The 13202-nt window shown below is 57.2% G+C and carries 12 protein-coding genes; 5 read left to right on the forward strand and 7 right to left on the reverse strand.

All coding sequences use genetic code 11. The features are described 5' to 3' along the window. Positions 1–20: 20 nt before the first annotated feature. Positions 21–977, reverse strand: a complete 957-nt coding sequence (gshB, locus tag HALA3H3_RS07730) for a glutathione synthase (protein ID WP_022520997.1) — start codon at positions 975–977, stop codon at positions 21–23. 259 nt (positions 978–1236) lie between these two features. Beyond that, positions 1237–1929: a CvfB family protein gene (locus tag HALA3H3_RS07735; RefSeq protein ID WP_022520998.1), complete on the reverse strand. Its 693-nt coding sequence runs from the start codon at positions 1927–1929 to the stop codon at positions 1237–1239. A 170-nt stretch (positions 1930–2099) separates the two neighbouring features. On the opposite strand from HALA3H3_RS07735, the gene HALA3H3_RS07740 reads away from it, so the two are divergent. Continuing rightward, on the forward strand, positions 2100–3725 hold the full coding sequence (locus tag HALA3H3_RS07740; protein WP_022520999.1) for a sodium:solute symporter family protein: 1626 nt from the start codon (positions 2100–2102) through the stop codon (positions 3723–3725). 10 nt (positions 3726–3735) lie between these two features. Next, complete coding sequence (locus tag HALA3H3_RS07745) at positions 3736–4284, forward strand: hypothetical protein (protein ID WP_022521000.1); 549 nt, start codon at positions 3736–3738, stop codon at positions 4282–4284. 25 nt (positions 4285–4309) lie between these two features. On the opposite strand, the gene HALA3H3_RS07750 is transcribed toward HALA3H3_RS07745, so the two are convergent. The 3 genes from HALA3H3_RS07750 to HALA3H3_RS07760 are packed head-to-tail and all read right to left on the reverse strand — an operon-like array spanning position 4310 to position 6042. Beyond that, positions 4310–5065, reverse strand: coding sequence for a 16S rRNA (uracil(1498)-N(3))-methyltransferase (locus tag HALA3H3_RS07750; RefSeq protein ID WP_022521001.1), 756 nt, complete (start codon positions 5063–5065; stop codon positions 4310–4312). Positions 5066–5068: 3 nt separating this feature from the next. After that, positions 5069–5578, reverse strand: coding sequence for a protein-export chaperone SecB (gene secB, locus HALA3H3_RS07755; protein WP_022521002.1), 510 nt, complete (start codon positions 5576–5578; stop codon positions 5069–5071). A 41-nt stretch (positions 5579–5619) separates the two neighbouring features. Next, the gene (locus tag HALA3H3_RS07760) at positions 5620–6042 is read right to left on the reverse strand and encodes a rhodanese-like domain-containing protein (protein WP_022521003.1); all 423 of its coding nucleotides are present in this window, start codon (positions 6040–6042) and stop codon (positions 5620–5622) included. A 367-nt stretch (positions 6043–6409) separates the two neighbouring features. On the opposite strand from HALA3H3_RS07760, the gene gpmI reads away from it, so the two are divergent. From gpmI to HALA3H3_RS07775, 3 genes are all read left to right on the forward strand, one after another. Then, complete coding sequence (gene gpmI / locus HALA3H3_RS07765; protein WP_022521004.1) at positions 6410–7987, forward strand: 2,3-bisphosphoglycerate-independent phosphoglycerate mutase; 1578 nt, start codon at positions 6410–6412, stop codon at positions 7985–7987. A 5-nt stretch (positions 7988–7992) separates the two neighbouring features. After that, entirely contained in the window at positions 7993–9129 is a 1137-nt protein-coding gene (locus HALA3H3_RS07770) for a murein hydrolase activator EnvC family protein (protein WP_053856929.1), read from the forward strand. 143 nt (positions 9130–9272) lie between these two features. Continuing rightward, positions 9273–10589: a S41 family peptidase gene (locus HALA3H3_RS07775; protein WP_022521006.1), complete on the forward strand. Its 1317-nt coding sequence runs from the start codon at positions 9273–9275 to the stop codon at positions 10587–10589. Positions 10590–10600: 11 nt separating this feature from the next. Here the strand turns inward: HALA3H3_RS07775 and HALA3H3_RS07780 are convergent, their stop codons facing one another. Beyond that, positions 10601–11869: a UbiH/UbiF/VisC/COQ6 family ubiquinone biosynthesis hydroxylase gene (locus HALA3H3_RS07780; RefSeq protein ID WP_022521007.1), complete on the reverse strand. Its 1269-nt coding sequence runs from the start codon at positions 11867–11869 to the stop codon at positions 10601–10603. 34 nt (positions 11870–11903) lie between these two features. Then, the gene (gene ubiH / locus HALA3H3_RS07785; protein WP_022521008.1) at positions 11904–13133 is read right to left on the reverse strand and encodes a 2-octaprenyl-6-methoxyphenyl hydroxylase; all 1230 of its coding nucleotides are present in this window, start codon (positions 13131–13133) and stop codon (positions 11904–11906) included. Between the last annotated feature and the right edge of the window lie 69 nt (positions 13134–13202).

Below are 13202 nucleotides of genomic sequence, written 5' to 3' on the forward strand. Positions count from 1 at the left end.
TTATAAGTAAGAAAGCTCGCCTAGGCTAAGCGGCGCTCGATGGCATCCAGCAGTAAACCGGCAATATTGGTGCCCCGCTGATCGTCAATTTCACGCACGCAGGTAGGGCTGGTGACGTTAATTTCAGTAATATAGTCACCGATGACATCTAGACCCACGAACATTAAGCCCTTTTCACGAATCATTGGCTGTACCTGCTGAATTAGCCAGTGATCACGCTCGGTAAGCTCACGACTGACGCCCCGTCCACCGGCGGCTAAATTGCCGCGGGTCTCGCCCGCTGAGGGTATCCGCGCCAGCCCAAAGGGAACAGGCTCACCATCAACCAACAAAATGCGCGTATCGCCATCCTTAATTTCCGGCAGGTAGCGTTGGGCCATGATTTGCCGCTGGCCACGCAAGGTAAGCTGCTCGATGACCGCGCCGATATTACGGCCTTCCGGGCCAATATGAAAAATACCGGTACCGCCCATGCCATCTAGAGGCTTGAAGATGACATCGCCGTGCTCCGCGTGGAAGGCGCGCAGTACATCGTCGCGGCTGGCCACAAGCGTGGGCGCGCAGCACTGAGGGAACTGCTGGGCAAACAGCTTTTCATTACACTGCAATAGCGCCGCCGTGGGGTTAACCACCAGCACACCCTCACGCTCAGCAAAGCCAAGCAGGTGCACGGCGTTAGTAAAATCGGCGTCGACGGGCGGGTCTTTACGCATCAACACCACATCCAGTTCAACCAGTGGACGCGCAGAGGGCTCGCCCAGGTCGTACCAGTGGTTTGGATCACGATGCACCGTTAAGGGGCGCATGCGCGCGTAGGCTTGCCCTGCATTCAAGAAAAGATCTTCCTGCTCCATATAGTGCAGGGTGTAGCCGCGCTCCTGGGCGGCCCATAGCATGGCCATGGTGGTGTCTTTCTTGTAAGCGATGTCGCTGATGGGATCCATCACAACGCCGAGATGCAGATTTGATTGGCTCATCGGGGGCACTATCCAAACATGAACAATAGAGGCCCAGTATGCCGCACTGCCCGCTAGGCTCCAACTGCCCTAGGGCCTGTTGACGTTTCATCGCGAACCGCGTTGCCCCACAAAGCGCGTCAGACAAGGCGCAAAACGCTGGGAAGGGTGGTTCCCTTTTCAAGTTTTTCAACGCCGTATGGCGCGCTTTGTGGGGCAACCCGAAGGGCTGGGCCCGTTTTTATCCGCGGCCGCGAGTGAAACGTCAACAGGCCCTTAACTACTCGCTGAGTGCGCCAGGCACTAGGCGAATAGCATCAGGCTCTAAGGTGATCAACTGCTGCTTATAAAGCCGCCCAATGGCTTGTTTATAGGCGCTTTTACTCACCCCTAGGCGGGCTTTAACTTCATGGGCAGGGCTTTTATCCCCTAATGCCAGATAGCCACCGCTTTCACGCAGTGCCTGCATTATCTTATCGCCCACCACATCTAAACGAGCGGCGCCTGGCGGTAGCAGCGAGATATTTAGGCGGCCATCGTCACGACGCTGCTTTACATAGCCCTTGACTGATTGGCCACGGCGCAATGGCTGAGTGACGTCGTCCTGGAAAATAAGCCCCCAGTAGCGGTGATTGACCACCACCTTCATACCCAGATCAGTACGCTCCGCCACCACGACGGCGACTTCATCACCCTTTTCCAAGGCCCAGGCGTCATCGGTCAAAAAACGATCCAGCTTCATCGTAGCCACCGGACGACCCTGGTCGTCGCTATACAGCATGACCAGTACACGTTTGCCGGGATCAGGGCGAAACTGCTGCTCACTAAACGGCAGCAACACATCCTTCGGCTGTCCCCACTGCAAAAACGCGCCGATGTTGTTGACGGCCGTAACCGTTAGGTACGCCACTTCACCCAACTGGGCGGCTGCATCGCTGGCGGATCGAGGGGATGAGTGTGACTCACGCACCATGGGTGTCGTCCTTCAAGAAAATAGATAAACATTATGGTGCCTGACACACACAGGGCAAAGCCGGATAGCATTTTTAGTGGCCGAAAGCATCTCTACTGCCTGAAAAAGCAAACACCGCACAACCTGCTACTATCAAAACACTAGACAAAATTAGGCGTAGGGGAGCGAACATGGAAGGGTTCACGCTTTTTGATACGGTAGTTTTGATTGGTTACATCAGCTTAATCGCCTGGATTGGTTCACGATTCGGTAAAGATCAGCATAACCCTGAGGACTATTTTCTAGGCGGCCGCAAAATCCCCGGCTGGGCCATCGGTCTTTCGGTAATGGCGACTCAAGCCAGTGCGATCACCTTTATCGGTGCGCCGGGCTGGGGCTTCGAGGGCGGCCTTGAACGCCTGGTGACCTTTATCAATGTGCCCTTGGCTATGATCGTGTTGATTTTGGTGCTGGTACCTATTTTCCACCGCGCGGGCATCTATAGTATCTACGAACTGCTGGAACGTCGTTTCGGCCCAGCCACGCGTACTCTTACCGCCCTGCTGTTTCTGATTGCCCGCGGCCTAGCCACTGGCGTGGTGCTCTATGCGCCAGCGCTCGTGCTTGCGGTGGTGACCGGCTGGAGCGTGAACCTCACCATTATCATTATGGCGGTACTGGCCATCAGCTATACCGTGATGGGCGGTATCAGCGCGGTAATTTGGACTGATGTGGTGCAAATGTTCGTGCTCTGGCTTGGCGCACTATTAAGCATCTTCTTTTTAGTCACCAGCCTGCCTGGCGGTTGGGGCGATGTCTTCGAGTTTGGCGCGGCCAGCGGGATGTTCAACGCCATCGATTTGTCCTTCGACCCCAGCGTGACCTACTCGCTATGGGCCGGACTGTTCGGTGGCTTTTTCCTGCATGTGGCCTACTTCGGCACCGACCAGAGCCAAATCCAGCGAGTGCTCTCAAGCCCATCAGTGCTCGATGCTCAGCGCTCGCTGCTGATTGGCGGCTACCTGCTGATTCCGCAGATGCTGCTGTTTCTATTTATTGGCGTCATCTTGGCCACCTATTATCAGCAGCATGGGCTAACACCACCCGAAGATCTTAATGAGCTGCTACCCCGCTATGTCGTCAGCGCCTTTCCCTCAGGCATGGCCGGTCTTGTCATTGCCGGGGTATTTGCCGCGGCGATGTCGAGTCTCGACTCGGCGCTCAACTCACTTTCAGCGGTGACCGTCCGGGATTTTTATAGTCGCTATATCAAACCTAATGCCAGCGATGCTCACTATCTGAAAGCATCACGAGTGGCCACCATATTTTGGGGGCTTTATGCCACCCTGTTTGCTTTCTTCGCCGGTAATCTTGGCCCTGTGATCGAGGCGGTCAACCAAATCGGCTCGTGGTTTTACGGGGCGCTACTGGGTACCTTCCTATTGGCTATTTTTAGCCACCGCTCCAACGCACGGGGAGCGATGGCCGGACTGATTGCTGGCATGCTCTCCGTATGGGCCGTCTCTGCGCTCCTCGATATCTCATGGCTGTATAACAACACGGTGGGGGTAGCGGTTTCGATGAGCGTTGGCTATCTCGTTAGCCTAACGGCAACCGCTCCCAGCCAAGATCAGCTAAGCGATGTGATGATGGCCGAAGCGGCGCCGGATATGCAGGCCGTATTGGCCGCGAGAGCCGATAACGCTCAGGTGATTGGTCAAGAGGCAAGGTTGACGCGCCGTCGCTGTATCGGCCTATTCGCTTGGTTTTGTCTCATGCTGGGCATGCTAGCGCTACTGCAAGGCTGGGCGAATTAGAGGTGGGCGAATGACTGAACGCTTAACACTTGCGCGGCGGATTGATGAAGACATGGCTAAACGGCGACTACAGCGCCTGGGTGCGACGGCTTGCGAGCCTGCTTGGGTCAGTCTCTGGGCGACCGCACTTGGGCTGCCTAAAGGCACGCCGGGGGCTTGGCTACTGTGTGCTAAGGAAATGCGTCGTGCACTGCTATTAGTGGGTACCGAACTACCCACCCAGGTCGAAGAACCCAGCTCAGCACTTAACATTGATAGCGGTTTACCGCCAACGCCAGAAGCCCTGAACCGGCTGTGGCTATGGGAGCGCATGGGCACACCGCGCCACTGGCGAATTCAAGTGCTGGATAGCGCCCCAATGCCGACATGGCTGCCCTGCTGGCTAGGCTATGCGCGCGGCCGGCAACACCGCTTGCTGGTGATCAGTGGGCTGTCAGGCGAACCGCTGCCGATGCTTAAACCCATCGTGCTGAGGGGCCTTCAGCAGGCATATCGAAATGGGCCGGAATCAGAGAGAAAGAGTTCAAGGGCAAACGAACGAAGGGAAAAAGCAGTTTGATAAGGCTTTGGTGGGTAGTAAGTACTTACAAATCGCCAAAGTAGTGCTGCAGCAGTGAAAGAGCCACAACAGGTGCCGTCTCTGTACGCAACACACGCGGGCCGAGAGTCAGCGGCGTAAAACCAGCGGCCTGGGCAGCGGCGATATCACTCTCGCTTAAACCACCTTCAGGGCCGATAAGCAGCGCTACCGAAGCCGGTCGGTCTTGGCGATCAAACGCATTGCCGGTCGCTAGATGCAGCATCAAGCGCAGCGGTTCCTGGCGCGCTTCAAGCCATGTTGATAACGGCATCGGTGAATGCACTTGGGGCACCACCGCACGGCCACTCTGCTCGCAGGCACTGGCCGCCACCGCCTGCCAGTGGGCTAGCTTTTTATCTTCACGGTCACCCTTTAAACGCACGTCACCGCGCTCGGTATACAGCGGGGTAATCGCCGCAACGCCCAACTCGACGGCCTTCTGAATGGCATAATCCATTCGGTCGCCTTTAGAGATGGCCTGGCCTAAATGGACAGACAGCGGCGATTCACCACTGCCCGACCATACCGCTTCGACCCGCGCGAGCGTCTGTTTGCGGCTAACTTCCACCAGGCGCACCCCCGCCTCAAGACCTTGGCCGTCAAATAGCACCAGCGGCGCACCTTCCCCCATGCGCAGCACGCGGGTGATGTGGCGCGCCGGGCCGTCAGGCAGTGCGATGTCACTGCCTGCTACGAAAGCAGCAGGCACATAGAGACGTGGCATTTTGCCATGCTGGGCGTACCAATCAGCGGCACTCATTACTTAGTGAGTGTTCTCTGCTGCTTGCTGTGACTGCTGCGCTTCGCGCTGCTTACGCTGGGCGTACATCGCTTCGAAGTTAACCGGCGCCAGCATCAGCGGCGGGAAACCACCACGGTTGACCAGGTTATCTACGCACTCACGGGCGTAGGGGAACAGCAAATTAGGGCAGAAAGCACCCAGGGTTTGATCCAACTGCGCACCTTCAATACCGGCAATACGGAACAGACCCGCCTGCTCAACTTCGGCTAGGAAAGAGGTGGTACCGGTTTCGTTGTCGTTCACCTGGGCGGTGACCTTGACCACCACTTCATACTGGTCATCAGCAATTTTAGTGCTGGTAGTATTAAGATCCAGGTTCACCTTAGGTTTGAACGCCTGCTTGAACACCGATGGCGAATTGGGCGCTTCAAACGAAATATCTTTTACATAAATACGCTGCAGCGAAAATTTGAGCTGCGGTTTTTCGTCTGCCGCGGCACCAGCCTGCGGGGTGTTGTTATCTTCCGCCATGAGAAAACTCCTGATTGTTGATTAAACAAAGGTAACGTTGCTTACTTTTTAACCACCGGAAGGCCGTCGCCTTGCCACTGAGCCATACCGCCTCTCAACTTGTAAGCACGCTCAAAGCCTGCTTTGGTGAGCTTGGCCTGTGCGGCGCCAGAACTCTGGCCGTGCTTGCATACCACGATGATCGGCTGGGCTTTCACTTTATCCAGTTCGCTCATGCGGCTATCGAGGTTGCTCTGCGGAATGTTGCGCGCCCCCGCGATATGCCCGGCTTTGAAGTCTTTGTTTTCACGGATATCCAGCACCACCGCGTCTTCGCGGTTGATAAGCTGAGTGGCCTGCGAGGCGGTCAGTGCATTGGTGGAGGCGCTGCGCGTTTCATAAATAATCCACGCTATCAGCACCAGCAAAAATGCCCCAACTAGCAGGGGGTGGTTCTGTACGAATTCGAACACCTGATCGATCATCGCGAACACAATCTCTTGGTCTATGCAGAAAAAAGCGGCCTAACCGCTGCCAAAACGCGACAAGTATACACGTCAGATAGCTTCCCGCGCAGGCCAGGAGGCTGTCCGGCTTGGCCGATCATCGCGAGAAGAACGGATTGTGATCCAAATTTATCGATCGATTGAGGCGAATAGCGCGCTATTTAACGAAATCGATCGACTAAAGTTGGCCAAAATACCGGGATTCGCAGTAGATCAGTGTTAAGCCGGACAGCCTCCTAAATCATGACGCCTGGCAGTTGCCTGCGTTATGATGCCCCAAGCGTGCGCCTGTCGCGACCCCGAATTTTCGAGTCGTTCGGCTTGCCAATCTTAACGAGGTTTTTTTATGGATACTTCTCGCACCCCGCGCCCCGTGGCGCTGATTATTCTCGACGGCTACGGCCACAACCCCGAGAGCGACCATAATGCAGTGGCCGCTGCCCACAAGCCGACGATGGATAAATTGTGGGAAAGCCGACCTCACGCCTTCGTTCACACTGATGGTCTTAACGTGGGGCTTCCCGAAGGTCAGATGGGTAACTCTGAAGTCGGGCATATGAATATTGGTGCCGGACGTATCGTTTATCAGGACTTCACCCGCATCAGCAAGGCGGTCGAAGACGGCGACCTGGATGTTAATCACAACCTCACCCAGCCGATTGATGAGGCTGTCGCCAATGGCCGGCCGGTACACTTAATTGGCCTGCTCTCCCCCGGTGGCGTCCACAGCCATGAAGACCACTTTATCGCCATGGCCGAACTTGCGGCACGCCGTGGGGCCCAGCGTATTTTTATTCATGCCTTTCTCGATGGTCGTGACATGCCACCGCAAAGTGCGTTAGCCTCAATAGAGCGCGCCAATGCTCGCCTGGCCGAGCTGGTAGGTGCTGATAATGGCTTTGTCGCCTCGATTATTGGCCGTTTCTACGCCATGGATCGCGACAACCGCTGGGAGCGCGTCGAGCAAGCCTACCGTCTGCTTACCGATGGCCAAGCAGAGTACTACGCCACCAGCGCTGAAACCGCGCTCCGTGACGCCTACCAGCGCGGTGAAACCGATGAATTTGTGGCGGCTAGCAGCATACCGCTTAAAGATGGTAGCAAGGAAAATGCCATTACCCTACAGGATGGCGATGCAGCGATTTTCCTTAACTTCCGCTCTGACCGCGCCCGCGAGTTAACCCGCGCCTTTGCCGAACCGAATTTCAACGGCTTCGAGCGACGGGCATGCCCTAAGCTTGCGGGTAAAGGGCTGGTGATGATGACCCAGTACGCCGCTGATATTCCTACGCCTGCCGCCTTCCCGCCGTCGGATCTTAATGACACCCTGGGGGAAGTGGTGGCTAAGCGTGGCCTGAAACAGCTGCGTATTGCCGAAACTGAGAAGTACCCCCACGTTACTTTCTTCTTTTCAGGCGGCAATGAAGCCGAGTACGAAGGCGAGAAGCGCATCCTGGTGCCCTCACCGCGAGATGTGCGCACCTACGACGAAAAGCCTGAAATGAGCGCCTTTGAGATTACCGATAAGCTTGTCGACGCCATCGATGGTGGCAGCTTTGATCTGATCGTTTGCAACTACGCTAACGGCGATATGGTCGGCCACACCGGCGACTTCAATGCGGCGGTAAAAGCCATTGAGACCGTCGATACCTGCGTGGGACGCGTGGTTGAAGCTATTGAGCGTGCAGGCGGCGCCTGCTTAATTACCGCCGATCACGGTAATGCCGAACAGATGGTGCATCCCGAAACGGGTGCGCCGCAAACCGCCCACACCACTTTTGTGGTGCCGCTTATTTACGTTGGCGAACGCGAGGCCACGCTTAAAGAGGGCAAACTATGCGACCTGGCACCCACGCTGCTGACCATGATGGATCAGGAGCAGCCCGAGGCGATGACCGGTAAGCCACTGATTCATTACAAGTAGTGACCATGCGGCCGCATTTAGTACTGACACTCCTGCTGGCGTTAAGTTATTCGCCAGCAGGCTTTGCTCAGCAGGATGAAGGGGCGGCGCGCCAGCAGTTGGATGCGATTGGCCAAGAGATCGAGTCCGTTGCCCAACGCCTCAGCGCCACTGGCGAGGCCCGGGATAGCGCCGAACGCGAGCTCAAGGAAGTCGAAACCAAGCTTGCCGAGACACACCAGCGCTTGGACACGCTACAAGCCGAGCGCCGCCAGTTGAATGATGAAACTACCCAGCTCCGTCAGCATCGTGACCGACTGGAGAGCAAGCGTGCCGATCAGTATGCAGCGTTGGGTCAGCAGCTCTCAGCGCTTTATCGCCTTGGCCCAACGCCGCAGCTCAAACTGCTGCTTAACCAGGGCGACCCTGCTGAGCTTGATCGTATGCAGGCGTATATGAATCGGCTGACCGAAGCACGCAATCGCCGCTTGAATGCTATCGCCCGCCTCGATACGGCGCTCGCCGATACCCAGAAGGAGCTCAGCGAGCGACAGGCCCGCCTGGATACTCTGGCCGACGAGTTAGAAGAGCAAAGCGCGCTGTTAGCCCAACGCACCACCGAACGGCGAGGCGTTGTTTCCAACCTGGATGACCGCTACGGCAGTGAAGAGGAGCGGCTGGCCGACCTCAATCAGAGCCGCGAAGAAGCCGAACGCGTGCTGCGTAATATCCAGGCGGAGATGGCAAAACTTGCCGAACCCACACCCACTACGCATATTGTCAGTACCCAAGGCGACTTACCTTGGCCGGTACAGGGCTCAATCAGCAGCAATTTCCACCATCGCGACGGCGTGCACTATAACGGTATTGTGATTCAAGCCAGCGCAGGCACCCCGGTCACCGCCGTCCACACTGGCCGCGTGGTATTCGCCGACTGGATGAGGGGATTTGGTAACTTGCTGATTATCGATCACGGTGACCAGATTATGACACTGCATGCCCACCTGCAGCAGTTCAGCGTCAGGCCTGGTCAGCAGGTCAGCCGTGGCGATGAAATTGGTCGCGTTGGTGATAGTGGTGGTCAAACCCGCGCGGCGCTCTACTTCGAAGTTCGCCGCGGCGGTGAACCAATTAATCCGCAGCGTTGGATTGCGCGTCGCTGACGGGATAAGCTGCATGACTATTGATGTCTCAATGTTCTGCGACACGTTTTCAACTAAACATTTTTAATGACTCACTTTTAACTAACTATTTTCAACTACAGGGTGACGCGCTATTGCGTCACCTATCGCCCTGCGGAGTCTGCATGACGCTATCTGTTATCGGGGTATCAACCCCCGCCAAGCGCTTCTTGGCTACCCTGCTGCCGATTGCCTTATTGTCGGCCCCGCTACCGCTGCTCGCCCAACCAGCCGGTAGTGGTGCGGTGGATGAGCCATCCTACGACCAACTACCCCTAGAAGATATTCAGACCTTCGCCGAGGTGTTTGAGCGTATTAAGCGTGCCTACGTTGAGGAGGTCGACGACAGCACGCTGCTACGTAACGCTATGCGCGGCATGCTGAGTGAACTGGATCCCCACTCCGCCTACTTGGATGAGGAGGAGTACCAAAGCCTAAGGGAGTCGACTCAAGGTGAATTTGGCGGCATTGGCATCGAAGTAGGCACCGAGAATGGTCAGCTTATGGTGATTACGCCTATCGATGACACTCCAGCTTCCCGCGCTGGGCTACTCTCTCGCGATATTATCGTCGCCATCGACGGCACCCCCACCGACAGCATGTCGCTACAAGAAGCGGTGACTCTAATGCGCGGCGAGCCGGACACCGAGCTGCGTATCAGCATACTGCGTTCAGGTGAAGATTCGCCGCGGGAGTTCACCCTGACCCGCGAAATTATTCGCAGCGAGAGCGTTAAACACGAACTGCTCGAACCCGGTTACGGCTACCTGCGCGTCAGCCAGTTCCAATCGCGCACAACAGAACAGGCTCGCGAAGCGCTTGAGCGTATGGCTCGCGAACAGCCTCTAGAAGGGTTGATACTCGATTTACGTAATAACCCCGGTGGGGTGCTACAGGCCGCCGTGGGCATTGCCGACCTGTTCCTGGATGAGGGCTTGATCGTGTATACCGAGGGGCGCCTCTCAGATACAGAAATGTCGTTCTCCGCCTCACCCACCACGCCCGCTGCCGATGTCCCGCTGGTCGTCTTAATCAATGGCGGCAGTGCGTCAGCGGCGGAGATTGTCGCCGGTGCACTGCAGGATCAACGGCGCGGCGTGATTATGGGCACAGATAGTTTTGGTAAGGGCTCAGTGCAGCAGATTATGCCACTCGGCAATGGCGAAGGGCTGAAACTCACTACAGCGCTTTACTACACCCCCAACGGACGCTCCATTCAGGCTCAAGGCATTGAGCCCGATGTGGACGTCGTGCGCGGTCGTTTGGAAGTCGCCGAAAGCCGCCGAGAGATTCGCGAAGCCGATCTCGAGGGCCACCTAAGCGCTCAGCAAGCGCCACGTGATCGCCAGGAAATGGCCGAGCGGCTACTCAACGATTACCAACTCAGCGAGGCGCTTAATTTGCTTAAAGCACTCAACGTAGTCGACCGTCAGCGGCGTTAACGACGCCTGATTTAACGACAGCTAAGAGGCAGGCGGCCGCGCTCCCCGGTCGCCTGCCGCATCAATACCCGCTTCAATGGCACCAACTGGTTCATACCACTCATTCCCAAATTACGCGCCAGCGTCAACGCCGGGTCGTGGCTGCCAAATAGCACTTTAAAGCCCTTCATGAGCCCCAGCATGGCGCTGTTATCAAAGCGCCGCCGGCGCTCATAGCGCCTCAAGGTGCTTAACTCTCCCCAAGGCGCGCCGCGCTGCCAGGCATGCACCACCTCTTCTGCCAAGACCGCCGCATCCATTAACCCTAAATTGACGCCTTGGCCCGCCAGCGGATGAATGCTGTGGGCAGCGTCCCCCACCAGCGCGAAATGCGGCTGCACATAGTGGCGGGCATGGCGCTGTACCAACGGAAAGCGGTGGGCCTTATCGCAGACCGTTACCTCACCCAGGCGGTAACCAAACGCTCTACCCAGTGCCTCCCCAAGCGCTTCTCGAGGCAGCTCACTAAGCTCAGCGGCGTGCTCTGGGGTGGTCGACCATACGATCGAGCAGTAATGATCATTACCTTCCACAGTTAAAGGCAGAAAGGCCAGCGGCCGGCCGTCAATAAACGCTTGCCGCGCAGCTCCACCATGGGGCTTAGCGCACTTAACGGTGGTCACCACGGCCTCCTGCTGCATATCATCGCTGGCCACCTCAATACCGGCCATTTCGCGCAGTACCGAGTGGGCACCATCGGCGGCGATTATTAACGGCGCGTGTAGCTGTCGCCCATCGTCAAGTATCAGCCAGTCGCCACTTGATGCTTGCCCGCTGGCGCGCTGTAGCGCCTGTAGGCGAGTGCCGAAAAATGGGGTGACATTGGGATGGTCAACAACCTGACTATTGAGCGCGGCCAGCGTGACCTCGTTCTCAACAATATGGCCCAGCACCGCGACACCCGCCTCGTCGGCAGAAAAGGCAATTTCACCACTGCCTTCGGCATCCCATACCTGCATGCCTTGGTAGGGAGTCACTCGGGTTTTCTGCATGGCGGGCCAAGCGCCCAAATGGGTTAGCAAGCGTTGAGAGACTGGCGTTAATGCACTGACTCGAGGGGCTGGCAGCTTGCTAGTGGCATGTTCAAGGCTTAACGGCGCAGGCTTTGCCTCAATAAGCGCCACCTGCATACCCGCCTGAGCTAACAGCGCACAGAGCGCAGTGCCGACCATACCACCGCCAACAATAATCGCCTCAAAGCTCTCCACCGGCGGCTTCACAATAGATGAGTCCGTATGCATAGCATTCCCTTCTAGTGGCCAAGGATTTATAAATCTAGCGTTCTAAGCCCATGGCGCGACGGGCCAGCCCTCGCCGCAGCGGCCCAACCAGGTTTAGGCCGATTAACCCTGCCGCGCGGGCATGGGGCAACAGCGGGAAAGAGAGCCCAAACAACCGCACCAGGCCGTCGCTAAAGCGAATCACGTTGGCGCGGTCTCGGGAGCGCTGCTTTTCAAAGGCTTGCAGCGTACTCATATCGCCCAGTGGCCGCTTGGCCTGCTCACCCTGCTCCAGCGCGTCGACCAGATCCATCACCCCGCGCAGAGCTAAGTTAAACCCCTGCCCCGCAACTGGGTGCAAGGCGTGTGCAGCGTTACCTAATACCGCCAGCCCTGGGCGCACCGGCTCTTCAGCGGTGACCAGTGAAAGCGGATAGGCGTGCCGGGTACCGACCCGGGTAAAGCGACCCACCCGATCGCCAAACGCACGCTGAAGTTGCAGCAGAAATTCTCGCTCGGGAAGCGCCATGCGCGTTGTTTCGCTGCCGCTGTGGTGCGTCCAGATTAGCTCCATGGCCTGGCCGGGCAGGGGCAATAAGGCCATTGGCCCTTGGGAGGTAAAGCGCTCGTAAGCGACCCCACTGTGAGGCTGACTTACCCCTACGTGAGCGATAAGCGCCGTCTGCTGATAAGACTCATGACGGCTGCCTATACCTAATTGCTCTTTAAGCCCAGAACGCCCTCCATCGGCCAGTACCGTTAGCCCTGCCGTCAACTGGCTGCCGTCTGAGAGCTGCAGCTCATGCCCATTAGCTATGGGGGTAAGTTGCTCAACCTTTGCAGGGCAGTGCCATTCCAGCGGCAGTTGAGCAAGCCGTTGGTGCAGCACACGGCCCATCCACGCATTAGGGATTACATGGCCCAACGCTGCAACGCCCAGCTCGTCAGCGCTCAACCGTGTCGCTCCTAAGCGGCCACGTTCGCTGATATGAATGCGTTTGATAGGCGTGGCCTCACCGCGCATCGCTTCCCACACGCCCAACTGCTGGAAGCGCTGGGCTGAACCTTCCGCGATCGCGCTGGCCCGGGCATCAAAACTCGGCTGCCAGGTGGTTTCCTGCGGCTGAACAGCCATAGGCGCCGGCTCAATGATCGCCACGCGCCAGCCATAGCGCTCAATCAGCGGCGCCAGGGCGCAGCCTAAGCTGGCACCTACCAGCCCCCCACCCACAATCACAATGTCATGCGTCGGCATTCCCTTAACCGCCTGATTAGACTGCTGCATTGGCTTCTCCCGGCCACGACGCCACTTCATAAAGAGGTAATAATAATTTCGTAACGTAATTTACATAAA

The organism is Halomonas sp. A3H3 (assembly GCF_000982975.1).
Classification (GTDB): domain Bacteria; phylum Pseudomonadota; class Gammaproteobacteria; order Pseudomonadales; family Halomonadaceae; genus Vreelandella; species Vreelandella titanicae.